Annotated in this window: 21 protein-coding genes; 7 read left to right on the forward strand and 14 right to left on the reverse strand. The window is 28.7% G+C overall.

Annotated elements, in window-relative coordinates; translation table 11 throughout:
* Nucleotides 1-157: 157 nt before the first annotated feature.
* From floA to gmk, 10 genes are all read right to left on the reverse strand, one after another.
* Nucleotides 158-1,171, reverse strand: coding sequence for a flotillin-like protein FloA (gene floA, locus T324_RS0108280; protein WP_084548636.1), 1,014 nt, complete (start codon nucleotides 1,169-1,171; stop codon nucleotides 158-160).
* Between the two features lie 29 nt (nucleotides 1,172-1,200).
* Nucleotides 1,201-1,905 (reverse strand): UMP kinase, encoded by a 705-nt coding sequence (gene pyrH, locus T324_RS0108285; RefSeq protein ID WP_028329817.1) that lies wholly within the window; start codon nucleotides 1,903-1,905, stop codon nucleotides 1,201-1,203.
* 72 nt (nucleotides 1,906-1,977) lie between these two features.
* Nucleotides 1,978-2,457: a GNAT family N-acetyltransferase gene (locus T324_RS0108290; protein WP_028329818.1), complete on the reverse strand. Its 480-nt coding sequence runs from the start codon at nucleotides 2,455-2,457 to the stop codon at nucleotides 1,978-1,980.
* Nucleotides 2,458-2,475: 18 nt separating this feature from the next.
* On the reverse strand, nucleotides 2,476-2,964 hold the full coding sequence (locus tag T324_RS0108295) for a GNAT family N-acetyltransferase (RefSeq protein ID WP_028329819.1): 489 nt from the start codon (nucleotides 2,962-2,964) through the stop codon (nucleotides 2,476-2,478).
* Nucleotides 2,965-2,990: 26 nt separating this feature from the next.
* Nucleotides 2,991-4,466 carry a hypothetical protein gene (locus tag T324_RS0108300; RefSeq protein WP_028329820.1) on the reverse strand — a complete coding sequence of 492 codons (1,476 nt, stop codon included), beginning with the start codon at nucleotides 4,464-4,466 and terminating at the stop codon, nucleotides 2,991-2,993.
* A 157-nt stretch (nucleotides 4,467-4,623) separates the two neighbouring features.
* On the reverse strand, nucleotides 4,624-5,607 hold the full coding sequence (locus T324_RS0108305; protein ID WP_028329821.1) for a hypothetical protein: 984 nt from the start codon (nucleotides 5,605-5,607) through the stop codon (nucleotides 4,624-4,626).
* Nucleotides 5,608-5,695: 88 nt separating this feature from the next.
* Nucleotides 5,696-7,471: a GAF domain-containing SpoIIE family protein phosphatase gene (locus T324_RS0108310; protein ID WP_028329822.1), complete on the reverse strand. Its 1,776-nt coding sequence runs from the start codon at nucleotides 7,469-7,471 to the stop codon at nucleotides 5,696-5,698.
* A gap of 108 nt (nucleotides 7,472-7,579) precedes the next feature.
* Nucleotides 7,580-8,509, reverse strand: coding sequence for a tRNA (adenosine(37)-N6)-dimethylallyltransferase MiaA (gene miaA, locus T324_RS0108315; protein ID WP_028329823.1), 930 nt, complete (start codon nucleotides 8,507-8,509; stop codon nucleotides 7,580-7,582).
* A gap of 5 nt (nucleotides 8,510-8,514) precedes the next feature.
* Nucleotides 8,515-8,907, reverse strand: a complete 393-nt coding sequence (locus T324_RS0108320; RefSeq protein ID WP_028329824.1) for a hypothetical protein — start codon at nucleotides 8,905-8,907, stop codon at nucleotides 8,515-8,517.
* Nucleotides 8,908-8,930: 23 nt separating this feature from the next.
* Nucleotides 8,931-9,482 carry a guanylate kinase gene (gene gmk, locus T324_RS0108325; RefSeq protein WP_028329825.1) on the reverse strand — a complete coding sequence of 184 codons (552 nt, stop codon included), beginning with the start codon at nucleotides 9,480-9,482 and terminating at the stop codon, nucleotides 8,931-8,933.
* 170 nt (nucleotides 9,483-9,652) lie between these two features.
* Here gmk and gltX point away from each other — a divergent pair, with 170 nt between their 5' ends.
* The 3 genes from gltX (at nucleotide 9,653) to T324_RS0108340 (ending at nucleotide 12,031) form a co-directional block, all read left to right on the forward strand.
* Complete coding sequence (gene gltX, locus T324_RS0108330) at nucleotides 9,653-11,098, forward strand: glutamate--tRNA ligase (RefSeq protein WP_028329826.1); 1,446 nt, start codon at nucleotides 9,653-9,655, stop codon at nucleotides 11,096-11,098.
* A gap of 22 nt (nucleotides 11,099-11,120) precedes the next feature.
* Nucleotides 11,121-11,507, forward strand: coding sequence for a response regulator (locus tag T324_RS0108335; RefSeq protein WP_028329827.1), 387 nt, complete (start codon nucleotides 11,121-11,123; stop codon nucleotides 11,505-11,507).
* Nucleotides 11,508-11,674: 167 nt separating this feature from the next.
* Nucleotides 11,675-12,031 carry a hypothetical protein gene (locus T324_RS0108340; protein WP_028329828.1) on the forward strand — a complete coding sequence of 119 codons (357 nt, stop codon included), beginning with the start codon at nucleotides 11,675-11,677 and terminating at the stop codon, nucleotides 12,029-12,031.
* Here the strand turns inward: T324_RS0108340 and T324_RS0108345 are convergent.
* From T324_RS0108345 to T324_RS0108360, 4 genes are all read right to left on the reverse strand, one after another.
* Nucleotides 12,017-12,805 carry an ABC transporter ATP-binding protein gene (locus T324_RS0108345; protein WP_028329829.1) on the reverse strand — a complete coding sequence of 263 codons (789 nt, stop codon included), beginning with the start codon at nucleotides 12,803-12,805 and terminating at the stop codon, nucleotides 12,017-12,019. The genes T324_RS0108340 and T324_RS0108345 overlap by 15 nt on opposite strands.
* Nucleotides 12,806-12,821: 16 nt before the next feature.
* On the reverse strand, nucleotides 12,822-13,730 hold the full coding sequence (locus T324_RS0108350; RefSeq protein WP_028329830.1) for an ABC transporter permease: 909 nt from the start codon (nucleotides 13,728-13,730) through the stop codon (nucleotides 12,822-12,824).
* A 53-nt stretch (nucleotides 13,731-13,783) separates the two neighbouring features.
* Nucleotides 13,784-14,749: an ABC transporter substrate-binding protein gene (locus tag T324_RS0108355; RefSeq protein ID WP_028329831.1), complete on the reverse strand. Its 966-nt coding sequence runs from the start codon at nucleotides 14,747-14,749 to the stop codon at nucleotides 13,784-13,786.
* A gap of 98 nt (nucleotides 14,750-14,847) precedes the next feature.
* Nucleotides 14,848-15,477: a MotA/TolQ/ExbB proton channel family protein gene (locus T324_RS0108360; RefSeq protein ID WP_028329832.1), complete on the reverse strand. Its 630-nt coding sequence runs from the start codon at nucleotides 15,475-15,477 to the stop codon at nucleotides 14,848-14,850.
* Nucleotides 15,478-15,911: 434 nt separating this feature from the next.
* Here T324_RS0108360 and argC point away from each other — a divergent pair, with 434 nt between their 5' ends.
* From argC to T324_RS0108380, 4 genes are read left to right on the forward strand one after another with little or no spacing between them, the layout of a single operon-like run.
* Complete coding sequence (argC, locus tag T324_RS0108365; protein ID WP_028329833.1) at nucleotides 15,912-16,970, forward strand: N-acetyl-gamma-glutamyl-phosphate reductase; 1,059 nt, start codon at nucleotides 15,912-15,914, stop codon at nucleotides 16,968-16,970.
* A gap of 31 nt (nucleotides 16,971-17,001) precedes the next feature.
* Entirely contained in the window at nucleotides 17,002-18,255 is a 1,254-nt protein-coding gene (argJ, locus tag T324_RS0108370; protein ID WP_038375148.1) for a bifunctional glutamate N-acetyltransferase/amino-acid acetyltransferase ArgJ, read from the forward strand.
* A gap of 24 nt (nucleotides 18,256-18,279) precedes the next feature.
* The gene (argB, locus tag T324_RS0108375) at nucleotides 18,280-19,146 is read left to right on the forward strand and encodes an acetylglutamate kinase (protein WP_038375149.1); all 867 of its coding nucleotides are present in this window, start codon (nucleotides 18,280-18,282) and stop codon (nucleotides 19,144-19,146) included.
* A gap of 30 nt (nucleotides 19,147-19,176) precedes the next feature.
* Nucleotides 19,177-20,409: an aspartate aminotransferase family protein gene (locus T324_RS0108380; protein ID WP_028329836.1), complete on the forward strand. Its 1,233-nt coding sequence runs from the start codon at nucleotides 19,177-19,179 to the stop codon at nucleotides 20,407-20,409.
* The last annotated feature ends 14 nt before the right edge of the window (nucleotides 20,410-20,423 follow it).

Genomic DNA, 20,423 nt, shown 5'->3' on the forward strand with positions numbered 1-20,423 from the left:
CTTGACTTGACTTGACTTGACTTCAAGTATGTTATCTAAAAACACAATATTTACAAACATATCTATATTATATAATAAAAAAAATATATTTCAATAAAAAATAAAGGCTGTATAAAAAATTATACAACCTTTATTTTTTAAAATTATTATTTAAATATTATTTTGCAGATGAAGAATTATTATTTTTGCTTGCAGAGTCCATACAGGAAATACTGTAACGCATCTCTGTATCTGCCATAACATTTTTCATATTATAATAATCTAATACACCGATGTTTCCTTTTTTAAGAGCTTCAGCAATAGCAAGAGGCAATTGAGATTCAGCTTCTACAACTTTAGCTTTCATCTCTTCTACCATAGCACGCATTTCCTGTTCGCGTGCAATAGCCATAACTCTTCTCTCTTCGGCTTTAGCCTGAGCAATCTTTTTATCAGCTTCAGCTTGGTCAATCTGTAAGAAAGCACCAATATTGCTTCCAACATCAACATCAGCAATATCTATAGAAAGTATTTCAAAAGCTGTACCTGAGTCTAAACCTTTAGCAAGCACAACCTGAGATATTCTGTCTGGATTTTCTAAAACTTCTTTATGAGAAGCAGAACTACCTATTGTAGTAACTATACCCTCTCCTACTCTGGCAATAATAGTTTCTTCTCCGGCACCTCCTACAAGTCTGTTAATATTAGTTCTTACAGTAACTCTTGCAGTAGCTTTAACTTGTATACCATCTTTAGCAACAGCAGCAATTAACGGAGTGGCTATTACCCTAGGAGAAACAGAAGTTCTTATAGCGTCAACTAAATCTCTTCCAGCTAAATCAATAGCAGCAGCACGCTCAAAACTTAAATCTAATGAAGCCTTATCAGCAGCAATTAAAGCATCAGCAACTGCAGTAGGATTTCCTCCAGCTAAATAATGCGCCTCAAGTTCATTGCTTCCTATTTTTAAACCTGCTTTCCATAATTTAATTTGATTCAAAACTATAAGTGATGGATTAACTCTTCTTAAACGCATTGTAAGAAGTGTTATCATATTAATTCTTACGCCAGAAAATAAAGCTGTAACCCAAAGACCTATAGGGAAAAAACGTAAGAAAATAAGTAAAAATACAAGTATTATAACTATACCAACAAACATTGGTATAATAGGCATATAACCGAAGTCAAGCATAAACTCTCCTTTAAAATAAACTTTATATATTAATTATGAACATAAGTTCCTATAACTTCTCCAGTAATAGCTTTTGTAATATTACCCATTTTATTCATATTAAATACTCTTATAGGCATATTATTATCATTAGCCATAGCAAAAGCTGTCATATCCATTACACGTAAATTCTGATTAATAGCTTCTTTAAATGTAATATCATCATACATTTTAGCATCTTTATTAGTTTTAGGATCTTTATCATATACACCATCAACATTAGTTCCTTTCAATACAATAGATGCTCCTATTTCTAATGCTCTTAATATTGCTGTACTGTCAGTCGTAAAATATGGATTGGATGTTCCGCCAGCTATAACTAAAACATTATCACGTTCCAATATACGAATAGCTTTATCTCTTTCAAAACCTTCTATCATACCTTCTATATTAAAAGCAGAAAGTATTTGAGTAGGTATTCCGGCAGCCATAAATCTATCTTTTAAAGCTATAGCATTCATTATTGTAGCAAGCATTCCCATAGAATCGGCTGTAGCTCTAACCATTCCTGTTTTATCCGAAAGCTGCATACCTCTAAAAATATTACCTCCGCCTACCACAACAGCTATTTGAGTATCATTACAGGCTTCTTTCATTTCTAATGCTATTCTATCAACAACATTATTATCTATACCATAATTTTTCTGACCAAGTAAAGCCTCTCCTGATATCTTAAGCAAGACTGTTTTTTTCATATGTTGCAACCTCTTAATTATTTATGAAATAAATTTCATATATTATACTATTTTTTTTCATATTATCAAGAATTATAAAAATTTTTTCAATGCTTCATTAGTAAGTCTATATACTCTTGCATCCTTTACCATTTCAGCACCGGTGGATAAATAAAACTCTATACTAGATTTATTCCAATCCAAACACCACCATTCAAATCTGCCGCAGTTACGTTCTAAAGCTATACCAGCAACTTTTTCAAATAATTTTTTTCCGTAACCTAAACCTCTGTATTTTTCATTAACATATAAATCATCTAAAAATAAACCATGCCTTCCTACAAAAGTAGAAAAAGTCTCAAAAAATACAGCATGCCCAACAGGAATATCATCTTCAAAAGCAATTATAACCTCAGCTTTCTTTTTATCAAAAATATTTTCTTTTAAACTTTCTTCTGTAAGATTAAGCTCATGCTCCAAACTCTCATAAGCAGCAAGCTCTTTTATAAATCTTAATATAGTAGGTATATCTTTTTCTTCAGCATATCTTATTGTGAATTTCTTATCATTCATAAATAACAACCCCATAAATTATTCAGCAGCAAATTTTTTCAAATTATCATGGCTTAATCTGTATGTAGTCCACTCATCCATAGCGGAAGCATTTAATGATAAATAAAAATCAATGCTTGGTTTATTCCAATCCAAACATTGCCAATCAAGTCTTTCGCATCCTCTTTCAACTGCAATTTTGGCTAATTCCTTTAATAAAGATTTACCATATCCCAAACCTCTGTAATTGGGACTTATATATAAATCTTCCAAATATATACCAGCTTTACCCAAAAAAGTTGAAAAATTATGAAAGAATAAAGCATATCCTATTTCAGCATCATCTTCTAAAGCTATTAAAACTTCTGCTTTTTCCTTTTCAAATATCCATTCTTTTAATATATCTTCAGTTGCTGTAACCTCATGTTCTAATTTCTCATAAGCAGCAAGCTCTTTTATAAATCTTAATATAGTAGGTATATCTTTTAATTCAGCAAATCTAATACTAAATTTTTTATCTTTACTCATATTTAATTATCCTATTATTTTATTATTTACTTTTCAATCAGCCATTCATTACCATATTTTTTAACCTCTAAAATTACAGACTCTCCTGCCTCATTGCTTATGCATAAAGAATCTCCTTCATCGCCATAATTTACTACATTTTTAAGAGTAATTTCATTAGTTATAATATTAAGATAATAATCCATTTCCTGAGTAGCTAAAAACCAGTCATAATCCATCCCCTCAACAGCTCCGTCATTTTGTTTATTTTCTTCCAAATTATTTTTTATTTCTTCAAAATTATTTTCTAAATTTTTAATATAATTGTCAGAAAAATATCCCGAATTTTGAAATTTAGATATATAGAGATATACATTCTCCATATTAATCTCATAATATCCGCCACCCTCAAAATCAAAATCTACAATTTTATTAAAAATATCACTTAATTCACTGTAATTTTCAGCATACCATCTGCAAGCATTATAATATGCTTTTTCTTTAGTGCTTTTATCATTAGCATCTACAGAACCTGACATTCCATCAGATTTTTTATATATACCAGTAAAACCATAGCTTCCATTAGGCTCTGTTACCATAATAGTATCAATATTTATAGGCTGAATAGATATAATATAACCTCCATCCATTCCTACTGTCTCTTCATAATCTAAAGTATGAGCACCTATACCGCATTCAGGTTCAACATATTGATTTTCTTCTAATACCATTTTACTAACATCTGTACTTTGAATATTAGTTACTGTTTGTCCGTTTTCATCTGTAGTTATGCTAATAGCATACAAGTAAAAAGTTTCATCATTATTTTTCTTTAATTCTATAGAAGCATTATAAGCATTTGTATATACATTATTAAAATTATAATTATTGATATTGCCTACTTCTTCCGGTCTATAATCTGATTCTGATATTAATATGCCTTCCTGTCTTTCATTATATTTCTGAAAAGTTACATCTGCTTTATTCTCATAAGGGAAATTATCAAAGTTAGGATTTTCTTTTACTTCTTTATAATAGTAATTAGAATAATAATTTTCTTTTTCCCATTTAGTAATTATAGTTTCATTAGGGTCGCTTTCATAACCTTGATAATTATCTTCATAAAGAATTCCATTTTTTACAGAAAAGCCTTTATAATTTGTAGCAATATTACTTGGTCCTTCTTCGTACTTATCTTGTATATTATAAAGTTCATAATAATAAGCATTAGTTCCGTCTTTTGAGGATTCAAATATATAATTTTTATCCTCTCTATAACTTCCGGAATCATATACATATTCTATATCGCCGTTATCTTTGAAAGTATATTTAGCCATACCGCTTATAATTATTTTATTCTTTACCTTTTCTACAAATGCTGCATCCTCCTGCGATAATATTTTTGCTGCTGATATAGTTTCATTTGACTGCACCGAAGCATCATTAGTTTGAGTATCTGTTTTATTACCGCATTGAATTATAATCAAAGACATTATTGTGATAAATAGGAATATTTTTTTCATAAACTATCCTCTAAGAATTGATACCGTAAGTATACTATATAGATATATTTATTTCAATAAAAACATTATTATCCTGCATCTATAGAATATACAAAAATAAAAAGGCTTTACCAATATAATAATTGATAAAGCCATTAAATTTCAAACTAAATAAAAATTAATTAGACTGCTTTTTAAAAACTCCGCTGAATCCATAGCTTCCATTATTTTCAACTAAAACTAAAGCATCAGAACTTATAGGAGTTATATCTATAAAATATGTACCATCCGCACCAGAAACTTCTCCATACTCCATAGAATTGTCAAATATTTCACAATAAGGTTCAACATACTGATTTTCTTCTAATACCATTTTACTAACATCTGTACTTTGAATATTAGTTACTGTTTGTCCGTTTTCATCTGTAGTTATGTTAATAGCATAGAAATAGAATGTTCCGTCATCATTTTTCTTTAACTCAATAGATGCATTATAACCATTTGTGTATACATTATCAAAATTATATTCATTAATATCACCTACTTCATCAAGTTTATAATCTGATTTTGATATTAACAAACCTCTTGCTATTCTATTGTATTTATCAAAAGTTACATCAGCTTTATTCTCATAAGGGAAATTATCGAAGTTAGGATTTTCTTTTACTTGTCTGTAATAGTAATTAGAATAATAATTTTCTTTTTCCCATTTAACCATTATAGTTTCAATGGGATCGCCTTCATAACCTTGATAATTATCTTCATAAAGAATTCCATTTATTATTGAAAAGCCTTTATAATTTGTAGCAATATTACTTGGTCCTTTTTCGTACTTATCTTGTATATTATAAGTTTCATAATAATAAGCATTACTTCCGTCTTTTGAAGATTCAAATGTTAAAAGAGAACCAGACATATATTCTAAATCTCCATTCTCTCTGAAAGTATATTGAGAATCTCCATCTATTACTATTTTATTTTTTACATTCTCTAAAAATGCTGTATCTGCCTGTGATAATATTTTTGTTGCTGGTATAGTGTCATTTGACTGTACTGCCTCATTTGTATTAACATCATTAGAAGCTGTTTGACTATCTGTTTTATTACCGCATTGAATTATAGCTAAAGACATAATTGTGATTAATAAGAATATTTTTTTCATAAGAAAATCCTTTATAGAATATTAATCACAATATACCATAAAGCCGTATTTATTTCAATAAAAAGATGTTAAAATAAAAATAGAAAAATTAATTTAATAATCTTGCAACTAAAAGAGTAATATCATCAAACTGAGGCATTTTATCTCTAAAAGATATTGTTTCTTCTACAATATCATTTACAAGCTCTTTTGCATTATCATAATCATTTTTTAAGATAGCTTTAAGTCTTTCTTCTCCGTATTCTTCACCATCTTTATTAAAAGTTTCTGTTATACCATCGGTAAATAAAACTATTGTATCCGATTTGGAATAAGAAATTTGTTTATTCTGATATGTTGCATTCTCAATAAAACCTAAAGGCTTACCATGAGTATGCATTTCATGTATGGAGTCTAAAGAACTAATATCATACTTTTTAATTAAAAATTGAGGTAAATGTCCTGCATTAGAATATGTAATTGTTTTATTTTCTGTATCAACAACAATCAAGAAACATGTAACAAACATGCCATTATTAGAATCTGCATATATATGTTTATTTGTACTTTCAAGTATCTTTGCAGGATCATCCATTTCAGAAAAATATACTCTTAATATAGAACGAGTCATAGTCATAAAGAATCCTGCCCCTAATCCTTTGCCTGATACATCAGCAATTACAAGACCATATTTAGTATCATTAATCTTCACATAATCATAAAAATCTCCGCCTACATTTTTACTTGGTATGCTGACAGCAGCCACATCAAATAAATCTTTATTAGGAAATTCTTTTGGAAGTACACTCTTTTGAAGCTGTTCCGTAAAATTAATTTCTTCTGTTAGAGATTCTTTTATTTTTGACTCTTCAGATAAAAGTATATGCATATAATTTTCACCAATCTGCTGAGCAAGCATTTCTAAAAGTGATAAATTACTTAGATTGAATGCTTTATTGATATTTCTCTCTGTAGCAGAAAGGAAACCAATTATCTCATCTTTTGCTATTATTGGTGCTACTATAAAGCTATTTCTAGTATATCTTAAACTTTTATTAGGTTTGAATCTGGAATCTTTATCTACATTTATAGAATATACCGGCTTTCCTGTACGGAGAACTTCAGCAAGAACATTGTCTTCAACAGTTACAACACCATATTTAATAACATCCTCATCAATACCAATTCCTGCTTTAAATTTAAATACACCATTCTCTTTTATAATTACAGATACTCTATGTGCTTCAAATGCTTCACATACTATACTAATATTATCATTAAGTATTTCATCTATAGTTTCGCATTTATTAATAGATATAGACATTTGATATAAAGCACCAACCTCATAAGCCCTTGATTGAGATTTGTCATATACCATCTTATTAACTAAAGCTAATGATACAATATTAGCAAATAATGACATTACAACTGTATCTTGTTCTATAAACTTTCCATTTTTTTTATTTATTAAAAATAATGAACCTATATTCTTTTTTCTTACTTTTAAAGGTACAAATAAAATATTTTTTAATTCATCTCCTAAAATTTCTTTCATAGGAGTAAAAGCAGAATCCTCCTGAGGATCATTTGAATAAAGTGAACAAGATGTAGTATAAGCTCTTACTGATAAAGGTTTTTCACTATCTATAATATGTCCAAAAAATTTACTGCCTAATGGACCTATAGACATTTCATAATTTATATTAAATAATTCCTGATCTACTAAATAAAGTAAAATAGAATCTGTATACATTATTCTTTTTATTTCAGATACAATAGCCACCAAAGTTTCATCATGATCATTGCTGGCATTCATTCTCTTTATAATAGAAGAAAAAACCTCAAGCTGCTTTTCAGGATTATCGACTATATCATAAATATCCACTTAATACCTCTAATTTTAATAAGAATCCTATTATATCATTATATCATAGGGCATTTTTATAGTCAACATATATTTTTGATAGGCAGAATATATTAATATATAGAAAAACTAAATACCATAAAATGATTTTATACAATCAGCTGTAATATCTATATCATTAGGTGTAATTCTTTTATGTTCTTCACGCCTGAACCATGTAAGCTGTCTTTTAGCAAAATTTCTAGTACGTTTTTTGATAAGTTCAATAGTTTCTTCTAAATTTAAATAATCATTAACAATATAATCATAACATTCTTTATAACCTATAGCCTGCATAGCTGTATTAGAATTATTAACTCCCATATCAATAATTCTCTTCACTTCATCAAGCAAACCTTTTTCAAACATCAAATCAACTCTCTTATTGATGTTATCATAAAGAATTTCTCTTTCAATATCTATAATGCAGCTTAAATACTCTAAATCAACAATAGGTTTTCTAGTTTTTCTAAGATCCGAAAACTTTTTACCTGTATTATAATACACCTCTAAAGCTCTTACAACACGTCTGCTGTTAAATCTGTCTATATTTTCTGCTGCTTCTTTGTCTATATCTAATAGTTCTAAATACAAACTTTCTAATCCGTATTTATCTATTCTATTATAAAGCTCTTTTCTTATATTTTGAGAACTCTCTTTATTATCATTTTCTTCTTCAAATATACCATATTTAATGGCATCTATATAAAATCCTGTACCGCCTACTCCAAATATTATTTTATTATCATCTATATTAGATATTACATCTTTAAATATATCAAGATAATCCTTTATATTAAAATTAACAGTAGGTTCAAGGATATCAACCATTTTATAATCATATTTGTTTATTTCTTCTACCGATGGCTTGGCAGAGCCTATATCCATATATTTATAGACCTGTATTGAGTCTATAGAGATTATGGAGGCATTATTATTGAAATATTTATCTATTAAGTTATGTACAAAACCGCTTTTACCGGAGGCTGTAGCTCCGGATATAAATACAATTTTCTTCACTTTATTTATTCATCTTTCTTTTTTGAAGCTCTTTTCTTTTTTTTAGGCTTATCCTCTTCTTCCTCATAATCATCAATATCAGATGAAACATATTCTACTTCATTATCTTCTACTACAGTTTCCTCTTCTGTAGAATATTCAGATTCATTATATTCAATCTCAGAATGTTTAAAAGGTGCTTCCTCATCAACTACCATATCAACACCTTCTTCATATTCATATTTAATTTTACCATCTAATATATTTTTCATAACAGTAGGTATATATTTTCCACCTCTGTATTTAGTCTCCCCTTTTAATAAAGTTCCGCCGTTTTTAGCTAATTCTATCATAGCTCTGCTTAATTCATAACGGTTACCTCTATATTCTATAAGTTTTTCCAACGGTATTATACCCATATATTAAACTCCATTATATAATTTTATAATTTTGAATTTATAGCTTCTTCAAGCTCTTTATAAGCCTTTTCTATATCATCATTTTCTATAACGATATCAAATTTATCTTTGAATGATATTTCTCTTTTAGCATTCCATATTCTTGTTTTAATACTTTCTTCTGTTTCTGTACCTCTGCCTTCCAATCTCTTTTTAAGATCTTCTATTGAAGGAGGCATTATAAATATATAATTTGCTTCTATTTCTTTGCTTTTAAGATATAAAGCACCTTGAATATCTATATCAAGTATTAAAATATTATCTTCATTATCTGCTTTTTCCAACTCTTTAAATGAAGTTCCATAATAATTATCATGAACATTAGCCCATTCTATGAAATCGCCATCCGATATCATTTGTTCAAATTTTTCTTTGTCCACGAAATAATAATCTTTACCATCAACTTCGCCTGCTCTTGGTTCTCTAGTTGTATAAGAAACACTAAATGAAGCGTTAGGATGATTAGCCATATATTTTTTTATTAGAGTAGTTTTACCTGCAGCTGAGGGAGCTGTAATAACAACAATATTGCCCATAATACACCAAATATAGAATTACGATTAAGTATAACATAATATAAAAAAGATTTCAAGTTCTATTGATAAAACAAATAAAATTTATTTCGGCATAAAACTATTATTTAATTGATATTTATTTGTTTTGATGTATAATAGTCGAAGTTTAAAGTAACAAGGAGTAAATTTTTATGTCGGATATTAGAGTTCGTTTCGCTCCATCTCCAACTGGTTTTTTACATATAGGAAACGCTAGAACTGCATTATTTAATTGGCTGTATGCCAAAGCTATAAATGGTAAATTGATTCTAAGAATAGAAGATACTGACCAAGAAAGAAGCACTAAAGAAGCTGTTGATATGGCTATAAAATCATTAAAATGGCTTGGAATAGATTGGGACGAAGGTCCTGAAGTAGGCGGAGATTATGGTCCGTATTTTCAATCTGAAAGACTTGATATATATAAAAAATATACTGAAAAACTTATGGAAGAAGGAAAAGCATATTATTGTTTCTGTACTTCTGAGGAATTAGAAAAAAAATCAAATATGCAAAAAACTCTTAATCAGCCTATTATATATGACGGCAAATGTAAAGATATACCATTAGAAGAAGCTAAAAGAAGAGTAGCAAACGGAGAACCTGCTAAAATCAGATTTAGAGTTCCTAAAAATCAGGTTATTACATTTGATGATTATGTAAGAGGTATCGTAAAAACTAACAGCGATGAAATTGGAGATATTATTATAGTAAGAGAAAATGGCTTCCCTACTTATAACTATGCTGTTGTTATAGATGATATGCTTATGAAAATTACACATGTTATCAGAGGTGAAGATCATATATCAAATACTCCTAAACAGATACTAATATATGAGGCATTAGGTTCTGAAGTACCTAGATTTGCACATACTTCTTCAATACTTGGAAATGACAGAAAAAAACTATCAAAAAGACATGGTGCAGCAACTTTAATGGAATACAAAGATGAAGGCTTCCTTCCTCAGGCTATGAGAAACTTCCTTGCTTTACTTGGATGGACTCACCCAGAAGCTATGGAAACTATGGTTGATGATGATATGATTAAAGCTTTCAAATTGGACAGATTTTCTAAAAGCCCCGCTATTTTTGATACTGCTAAATTAAGACATTTAAATGCTTGGCATATAAAAAATACAAATTTAGATGAAATCACAGAACTTTTCATACCATACCTTGTTAATGGAGGCTTTTTAAAAGAAAACTATACAGAAGCTGAACATGCTTGGGCTAAAAAACTTGTTTCTGTTATAAGACATAATTGTGTAGTTTTATCCGACATTGTAAAATATGTACCTGTTTTCTTTGAGAATGATTTTGAACTTACAGATGAAATGAAAGAACTCGTAAATAAAGAAGAAAGTAAAAACTTACTTAAATTTATAAAAAATGATATAGAAAGTACTGATGAAATTACAGATGAATATATGAAAGCCCTAATCAAAAAAGCACAAAAAGAAACCGGATTAAAAGGACCTAACCTATATCATCCTATACGTTATGTATTAACAGGAAGTGCGGCAGGAAGTGAACTATCTCATATATGTGAACTTTTAGGTAAAAAAAGTGTTCTTTATAGATTATCTAAATACATTTAAAATAATTATATGGGGATAAAAAATGGTAAATGGTAAACCTTTGATACTAGCTGTAGATGATGAAGAGCCTATAAGGAATCTTATAACATATACTTTTGAACCTCATAATCTTGAAGTAATTACAGCAGAAAATGGTAAATCAGCAATAACTATATTAGAACACAATCCTGTTGATGTTATTATTACAGATTTATTAATGCCTTCTATGACTGGACTTGCATTAATAAGAGAAATGAAAAAGAGAAAAAGTTCAATACCTATAATCATTATAACCGCTTATGGAAATACAGAAATGGTTAAAGAGATTATCGCAGAGGGAGTATTCAGACTTATAGAAAAACCTCTTGATTTCGATGTATTAGTGCCCATAGTTCAAGAGGCCATAGAATACAAAAATAATAAAGAATAATAATTATATAGATTAGTTACAAAATTATAAGATTCTATTTCAATAAATTGATATAAAATCTTATAATTTTTCTTTTATATACTGTGTTCAAAATATTATAATAAAATCAAAATATATTTTTGACAATTTATGTTATTTTTATTATAACAAATTTATTAGGAATTGGCATGAATAATAATATACCTGACATATTATATGTAGTTGATCCGGATACTATAGATGAAAAAGTATTTGATAATCCTGATGATGCCCTTCAATATCAAGGCTATATTTTTCATAAAGGTATAGATGATTATATAGATAATAATTATGATGAATATTCTGATGAAAACAGTGATGATATTTTATTGGAAGCAGGTTATGAAGCTGGATACTGTGCTCCTATATTAAAAGTAAAATTAGATCATAAAACCAAAAAAGTTAAAATATTACTGGATGATGACAATTTTGATTATGGAAATGATTATAATATTTCTTATGACAGAATAATCAAAAAATATAAAAAAACATTAAGAGAGCAGTAATTTATCGCTTAAAGCACCTTCTTCAGTCTCAAATTTCTTGAGTAAGTCAGATATCTCTAATGATTTCTTTTCTTCACCTGCAACATCATATATTATATGTCCGTCATTCATCATTATAAGCCTGTTTCCATAATGAATAGCATCTTTAATATTATGAGTAACCATAAATGCTGTAAGCTTGTCTTCTCTAATTATTTCCTCTGTAAGGTCTAATACTCTTTTAGCTGTTTTTGGGTCAAGTGCTGCAGTGTGTTCATCTAGTAGTAAAAGTCTTGGTTTTTTAAGAGTAGCCATGAGAAGAGTTAATGCCTGTCTTTGTCCGCCTGATAAAAGCCCTACTTTTGACTGAAGCCTTGTTTCAAGTCCTAAATCAAGTCTTTTTAATTTTTCAACATATTCCTCGCGCTCTGCCTTAGTTATACCCCATCTTAAAGTTCTTCTTTTACCTTTTCTTTTAGCAAGTGCCAAATTTTCTTCTATACCCATATTAGAAGCAGTACCAACCATAGGATCTTGGAAAACTCTGCCGAAAAGTCCAGCCCTTGCATATTCTTTCTTATCTGTAATATCTACTCCATCAACGGATATAGTACCATAATCTACTTCATAAACTCCAGCAATCAAATTCAAAAGAGTAGATTTTCCTGCTCCGTTTCCGCCTATAACAGTTACAAAATCTCCATCATTTAATTTAAGGTTAACACCCTTAATGGCTTTTTTTTCTGTAATTGTACCTTTATTAAATGTTTTATAAACTTCTTTTAATTCCAACATAATATTCCTCCCTATATTACCCTTTTCTTTTTCCGCCTACAACTCTAGTAACCTTTCTATTTAGTACAGGCACTGAAAGAGCAATAGCAACTATTATAGCTGTAAGAAGTTTTAAATCTGTAGCTTTCAATCCTAATTGAAGAACTATAGCTATTATTATTCTGTATATTATAGAACCCATCACAACAGAAGCGAGCTTGTACCAGAATGAGAATCTGTTTCCAAATACAACCTCCCCTATTATAACAGAGGCAAGTCCTATAACTATTGTACCAGTTCCCATACCTACATCGGCATATCCCTGACTTTGAGTAACCAAAGCACCAGACAAAGCAACCAAGGCATTTGATATCATAAGTCCTATTATTTTCATAACATTAGTATCAACACCTAATGCTCTAATCATTCTTTCATTATTTCCTGTAGCCCTTATAGCACATCCCATCTCAGTACCAAAAAACCAATACATTATAGCTATAATAATTACAGAAAATATAAATCCTACAAGCAAATCAGATAATACTTTATTTAAAGATAAGAAATTTTGTATTATAGTTAAAGAAGTATCCATTCCCAAAAGCGGTATATTAGGTCTGTTTCCCATAACTCTAATATTAATAGAATATAAAGCTATCATAGTAAGAATACCAGCTAATATACCAGGAATTTGCAATTTTGTATTTAAAAAACCCGTTGCAAATCCAGCTAAAGAGCCTGCTAAAAATGCAAAAAACAAGGTAATAAAAGGATTCATACCATTTGATATAAGTATAGCACTCACAGCACCGCCCAATGCAAAACTACCATCAACTGTCAAATCAGGAAAATCCAATACTTTAAATGTTATATAAACACCAAGCGTCATTACACCCCAAATTATCCCCTGAGATGCCGCACCTTGTATTGCAAGTAAAAGCCCTTCCATAAAAAATGTTCCTCTACACTATTATTTTTCTATTGTTTTTATAAAATTATTATTTATTTTTGATATAATGATTCTGGTATAGTAATACCTATGCTATTAACCATATTAGTATTTACAACTAAATCAAACTTTTTTAATTTTTCTATAGGCATTTCAGCAGGTTTTTTGATACCTTTTAATATAATTACAGCCTGAGAAGCTGTTAATTTTCCAAGTTCATAATAACTTATAGCATAAGTGGCAGTACCTCCTAACATAGTCATACCACCCTCTCCACAAACTACAGGAAGTTTAGCAGGCTCAGCAACTAATGCAACTGTAGCCATACCAGCTGCTATCATATTATCAGTTGGTGTATAAATAGCTTCTACTTTTCCTATCAAACTTTGAACTACCTGCTGTATTTCATTAGCACTTGTAACTGTAGCATCTATATATTTTAATCCCATAGAATCTAATTTCTTTTTAGCTATGTCCATTTGAAATACTGAATTCTGCTCACTTGAACAATATAAAAGTCCTACTGTTTTTAAGTTAGGAGTAATTTCATTTAATAATTCAATTTGAGCTTCTACCGGAGTTAAATCAGAAGTACCTGTAACATTTCCTCCAGGAACTTTATTATCAGCCACTAAACTAGCAGCTGCAGGATCAGTAACTGCTGTAACAAGTATAGGTATATCTTTTGTCATATTTGCCACAGCCTGTGCTGCTGGTGTTGCTATTGCTAATATTAAATCGCTTTTATCATTAACAAACTTTTGTCCTATAGTAACACAATTAGCTTGCTCTCCTTGAGCATTCTGATAATCTATAATAATATTTTTTCCTTCTTCATAACCAGCCTCTTTAAGACCATCAACAAAACCTTTATAAGAAGCATCCAAAGCATCATGTTCAATTAATTGTAAAATTCCTATTTTGAATACTTTATCAGATGATTCTTTATTGGAAGTTTGGGATGAACATGAAATAAAAATTAATGGTATTATAATTAAGAAAGAATATATGTACTTCATAAATAAACCTCTATATTTTATTAAAAACTATATATAGTAATTATACTACATAAAATAATAATGTCAATTAAGATATTGAGATATCAAAATAAAATTGATTATTTATTAGTTTCATCATTTGAATTTATTATAAAATCAGAAACTTCATTGGATAAATTTTCCATAAATAATATTCTTGAGTTTATAGTATTAACAAAATAGTTATAAAAAACAACGGATGGAATTGCAATAATAAGTCCTGCTGCTGTTGTAAGAAGTGCATTAGCAATACCTCCTGCTAAAGCTGTAGGCTTTCCGCTTCCAACAACGGACATAACTGCAAAAGATTGTATCATACCTAATATAGTACCTAATAAACCTAATAAAGGAGCTACTGTAGATATTGTAGAGAGAGTTGAAATAAATCTCTCCAATTTAGGTAATTCTTTATTAGACTGGCTTTGCATAAATTCTTTAGGCATATTAGTATTCTTTAATCCAGAAATTATTATATTAGATAAAGGAGATTTATTGGTTTCACATAATGCAATGGCTGCTTTTATCTCATTGTCTTTAACTAAAGAAATTATCTTTGGAGCCAATGAATCATCCTGTGCTTTTATTCTTGTAAAGTATATAAATCTATCAATTATTATTGTAAGTGCTAATACTGAAGATATAATTAAACCAATCCAGCAAACTGTCATAGCTGAATTAAGCAAACTATCTGAATTAAATATACTATCCATCTATAAAATGCCTCATCAAAATATAAAAGTTATTACAATTAGTTAAAACATTATAATTGTAAGAATATAAAAAATCAATAATTATAATTTATATTTTATGAATATTTTAAAGCTCAATATGTAAAGTTAATATTTATAATAATTCTTACTAAATATTTTAGATGAAACTTTATATATTAAATTTTTATAAAAAAAACTTAAAAAAATATAATAATAATACCAATACAATTAATATTAACAAAAATAATCACAAAATCATTGACATTTTTAAAAAAATAAAATATTATTATTGTCGATAGTAAATATATTAGGATTATCATTTATGTATAATTCATTACTACATTATTTATTTATACTAGGTAATTCATTAGTTTAATTCGTATTTCAATTCAAAAACATTCTAAATATACAAATCTTTATTACGGAGTTTATAAATGATAAGAGTTTCAGTTATAGGAGCAACAGGATATGCAGGAGTAGAACTAATCAGACTTCTATTATCGCATCCTAAAGTAAAATTACAAAATCTATCTTCAAAAAGTTTTGTTGGTAAAACAATAGATGAAATATATGCTAATTTAAACAAAAATTGTAATAAAACTTTAATAGATGAAAATGAAATTTTTGAAGAAACAGATGTAGTATTTGCATCTCTTCCTCATGGTTTAAGCGAAGAAATTGCAAATAAATGTTATGAAAAAAAAATACTATTTATTGACTTGGGAGCAGATTTCAGACTTTCTAATGAAGAAGATTATAAAAATTGGTATAAAAAAGAATACAAATATAAAAATCTTCATGAAGCTGCAATTTATTCAATACCAGAGATAATTAAATATGATAATGTATTTAATAAAAAAGATTTAAAAAATGCTAAAATCATAGGAAACCCAGGATGTTATCCTACATCTATAGGATTGGGATTAGCCCCTGTATTAGTAAATAAAATAATAGAAAAAGATGATATAATAATTGACTCAAAATCCGGTGCTACTGGAGCAGGAAGAGAATTAACCTTAAATACTCACTTTACAGAATGTAATGAAGCATTTGCTCCATACAAAATCGCTGAGCATAGACATACACCGGAAATAGAACAAACATTATCAAATATTTATGGAGAAAACATAAAAGTAACTTTTGTACCTCATTTACTTCCGCTTAACAGAGGCATAGTTTCAACAATATATACTAAATTAAAAGATAAAAGCACATCATTAGAAAATATACATAAACTATATAAAGAATTCTATAAAGATTCAAAATTTATACGTGTGCTTGATATTGGAAATATAGCTAATTTAAAAAATATAAAATATTCAAATTACTGTGATATATCTTTGCATATAGATGGCAGAACTGGTAAATTAATAATAGTATCAACTATAGACAATATGGTAAAGGGAGCAGCTGGTCAGGCAATTCAAAATATGAATATAGCATTAGGGTTAGATGAAGATACTGGATTAAACATCATTCCGCCTGCATTTTAATATAAAAAAAAATTTATTTGGGAGAATAAATATGACACAAAATAACGATAACATAAAAAGAGTTGACGGCGGTGTATGTGCTGCTAAAGGTTTTTTTGCAAATGGAATATATGCTGGTATAAAAAAGAAAAAAGAGAAAAAAGATTTAGGGGTTATATACAGTAAAAGTATGTGTTCTGCTGCTGCTGTATACACTAAAAACAAAGTATGCGGAGCAAATATTATAGTTAGTAAAGAGCATTTAAAAAATGGACAAGCTAAGGCTATTATATGCAATTCAGGAAATGCAAACACATGTAATAAAGATGGTGTTGAAGTGGCAAAAGAAATGTGCAAATATACTGCTATGCATTTAAATATAGATGAACAGGATGTTGTTGTTGCTTCTACGGGAGTTATAGGTATGTCTCTTCCTATAGATCCTATAAAAAATAATCTTAGAACTTTAATAGATAATGCACAAAATACAGCTGAATACTCTAAAAATGCTGCGTTATCAATTTTAACAACTGATACATTCACAAAAGAAGTAGCATATTCTTTTGAATTGGACGGAAAAACTATTAGTATTGGTGGTATAGCAAAAGGAAGCGGAATGATACATCCTAATATGGCAACTATGCTTTCTTTTATTACAACAGATATCAATATTACACCTCAAATGCTTCAAAAGGCTTTAAGTGAAGATGTTATAAATACATATAATATGATTAGTATTGATGGCGATTCATCCACTAATGATATGTGTGTAATACTTGCTAATGGAGAGGCTAATAATAAATTGATTGATTCTGAAAATGATGATTACAAATTATTCTGCTGTGCTTTAAATAGATTGAATACTCATCTTTCAAAACTAATAGCAAAAGACGGAGAAGGTGCTACAAAATTAATAGAATGCGAAGTTATAAATGCAAATGATTTAGATACTGCAAGAAAAATAGCTAAATCTGTTATACAATCAAGCCTGGTAAAATCTGCTATATTCGGATGCGATATGAACTGGGGAAGAATATTATGTGCTATAGGATATACAGATATTGATAGTATAGAAATAGACAAGATTATCGTAACTATTGGATCTAGTTTTGGTTCTATAGAAGTATTCAGAAATGGATATGGTTTAGAATTTGATGAAGATGAAGGTTTAAAAATACTTAAAGAAAATGAAATAAAAATAATGATAAATATGAACAGCCATAAGAATAACGGAGTGAGAGCTGTTTCTTGGGGATGTGATTTAACTTATGATTATGTAAAAATCAACAGTGCTTACAGAAGCTAAACAAATAAAAAATAGGAATATATTATGAGCCTTACAGATATATCAAATAAAGATAAAGCATATATTTTAAATCAGGCATTGCCTTATATACAAAAATATCAACATAAAACCGTTGTTGTAAAATACGGCGGAAGTGTAATGGAAAACCATGAATTAAAAGAATCTGTTATGAGTGATGTTGCCTTACTATCAACTTTAGGTATAAGAGTAATAGTTGTACATGGTGGCGGTAAAGATATAACAGAAATGCTTAACAGAGTCGGCATAGAATCTAAATTTATAAATGGACTTAGATATACAGATAAAGAAACAGCTGAAATAGTAAAAATGGTTTTAGCCGGTAAAGTAAATAAAGAACTTGTTGGTATACTTAACAGCTGCGGAGGTCAATCTCTTGGAATATGCGGTATAGACGGCAATATGTTTAAAATAAAAAAATACGATTCTAATGATGATTTAGGATTTGTAGGTGATGTTGAAGAAGTTAATGCCCATTTATTGGAAACTATCATAACAAATAAATATACTCCTGTAGTTGCTACTATCGGATGTGATAGCGAAGGAAACGTATACAATATAAATGCTGATACTGCTGCTGCTAAAATAGCTGAAAGTCTTAAAGCTGAAACTTTAATGTTTATGACTGATACACCAGGGCTTCTTAAAGATAAGGACGATGAAGCTACTTTAATACAAAGAATAAAAGTTAATGATTTAGACAAATTATTAAAAGACGGTACTATTTCCGGAGGTATGATACCAAAAGTAAAACATTGTATTAATGCTGTTCAAAATGGCGTAAAAAGAGTATTCATAATGGATGGAAGAATACCTCATTCAATGATAATACAAATGTTTACTGATGAAGGTATAGGAACAATGTTCTATTAATAAAAAATATAATAAAAATCGGAGAATAAAATGCCTACAAAAAAACCTGTTAATAAAGTTAATAAAGAAAAGGAATCTAAATTAAAAAAAGAGTATATTAGCAACAGTAAAAAATATGTAGCTAATACTTATGCCAGATTTGATTTAGTATTAGAATCAGGAAAAGATGCTAAATTAAAAGATATTGACGGTAAAGAGTATATAGATTTAGGAAGCGGTATTGGCGTTAATAGTATAGGATATGCAAACAAAAATTGGGTTGATGCGGTTTCAAAACAGCTAAAAACTTTACAGCATACATCAAATCTATATTACAATAAATCTTATATAGAATTAGCAAAAAAATTATGTGCTATTACAAAACATGATAAAGTATTTTTCTGCAATTCTGGTGCTGAAGCTAATGAAGCTGCTATAAAATGTGCAAGAAAATACTCATTCAATAAATACGGACAAGATGCTGATTATAAAAGATATAACATAGTAACATTAAAAAATTCATTTCATGGCAGAACTATGGCAACTATTTCTGCTACTGGTCAGGATGTATTTCATAATTTCTTTTTCCCATTTTTGGAAGGATTTTTATTTGCTGAAGCTAATAATTATGAAGATACTATATCCAAATTACAAAATAATGCCTGTGCTGTAATGATGGAGCTTATACAAGGAGAAGGTGGAGTTATACCTCTTGATAAAGAGTACGTACAAAAAGTAAAAAAATACTGTGAAGAAAATGATATACTTTTTATAGTTGATGAAGTTCAAACTGGTGTAGGAAGAACTGGTAAATTCTTATGCTCTGAACATTTTGATATTAAGCCTGATATAACAACATTAGCAAAAGGTTTAGGAGGAGGACTTCCAATAGGTGCAATACTTATGAGTAAAAAATGCTCTGATGTATTCGTTCCTGGAGATCATGCTTCTACTTTTGGTTCTAATCCTGCAGTTACATGCGGAGCTTTAGAAGTTATAAAAATAATAGACAAAAATTTACTTAAAAGCGTAGAGAAAAAATCAAAATACATAAAAAATAAATTATCAAAATTAGATAATGTAGTAAGCGTAGATGGAATTGGTTTAATGCTTGGAATTGGTCTTAAAGACGGATTAAATGCCAGAGAAATAGTAGAAAAATGTATAGAAAAAGGGGCTATTCCATTAACTGCTAAAAATAAGATAAGACTTCTTCCTCCTCTTACAATAACAGATAAGGAACTAGAAAAAGCTGTTTCAATACTTTGTGAATGCATAGGATAAAATAGACTATAATA

The sequence above is a fragment of the Brachyspira alvinipulli ATCC 51933 genome, from assembly GCF_000518245.1.
Taxonomy (GTDB): domain Bacteria; phylum Spirochaetota; class Brachyspiria; order Brachyspirales; family Brachyspiraceae; genus Brachyspira; species Brachyspira alvinipulli.

Coding starts and splice junctions, on each gene's coding strand:
- T324_RS0108350 (WP_028329830.1), bottom strand. CDS start 13,730: ATGGAAGGGCTTTTACTTGCAATACAAGGTGCGGCATCTCAGGGGATA.
- gltX (WP_028329826.1), top strand. CDS start 9,653: ATGTCGGATATTAGAGTTCGTTTCGCTCCATCTCCAACTGGTTTTTTA.
- T324_RS0108355 (WP_028329831.1), bottom strand. CDS start 14,749: ATGAAGTACATATATTCTTTCTTAATTATAATACCATTAATTTTTATT.
- T324_RS0108360 (WP_028329832.1), bottom strand. CDS start 15,477: ATGGATAGTATATTTAATTCAGATAGTTTGCTTAATTCAGCTATGACA.
- argJ (WP_038375148.1), top strand. CDS start 17,002: ATGACACAAAATAACGATAACATAAAAAGAGTTGACGGCGGTGTATGT.
- T324_RS0108345 (WP_028329829.1), bottom strand. CDS start 12,805: ATGTTGGAATTAAAAGAAGTTTATAAAACATTTAATAAAGGTACAATT.
- T324_RS0108300 (WP_028329820.1), bottom strand. CDS start 4,466: ATGAAAAAAATATTCCTATTTATCACAATAATGTCTTTGATTATAATT.
- T324_RS0108335 (WP_028329827.1), top strand. CDS start 11,121: ATGGTAAATGGTAAACCTTTGATACTAGCTGTAGATGATGAAGAGCCT.
- T324_RS0108305 (WP_028329821.1), bottom strand. CDS start 5,607: ATGAAAAAAATATTCTTATTAATCACAATTATGTCTTTAGCTATAATT.
- gmk (WP_028329825.1), bottom strand. CDS start 9,482: ATGGGCAATATTGTTGTTATTACAGCTCCCTCAGCTGCAGGTAAAACT.
- T324_RS0108320 (WP_028329824.1), bottom strand. CDS start 8,907: ATGGGTATAATACCGTTGGAAAAACTTATAGAATATAGAGGTAACCGT.
- argB (WP_038375149.1), top strand. CDS start 18,280: ATGAGCCTTACAGATATATCAAATAAAGATAAAGCATATATTTTAAAT.
- T324_RS0108380 (WP_028329836.1), top strand. CDS start 19,177: ATGCCTACAAAAAAACCTGTTAATAAAGTTAATAAAGAAAAGGAATCT.
- argC (WP_028329833.1), top strand. CDS start 15,912: ATGATAAGAGTTTCAGTTATAGGAGCAACAGGATATGCAGGAGTAGAA.
- T324_RS0108340 (WP_028329828.1), top strand. CDS start 11,675: ATGAATAATAATATACCTGACATATTATATGTAGTTGATCCGGATACT.
- T324_RS0108295 (WP_028329819.1), bottom strand. CDS start 2,964: ATGAGTAAAGATAAAAAATTTAGTATTAGATTTGCTGAATTAAAAGAT.
- T324_RS0108290 (WP_028329818.1), bottom strand. CDS start 2,457: ATGAATGATAAGAAATTCACAATAAGATATGCTGAAGAAAAAGATATA.
- floA (WP_084548636.1), bottom strand. CDS start 1,171: ATGCTTGACTTCGGTTATATGCCTATTATACCAATGTTTGTTGGTATA.
- pyrH (WP_028329817.1), bottom strand. CDS start 1,905: ATGAAAAAAACAGTCTTGCTTAAGATATCAGGAGAGGCTTTACTTGGT.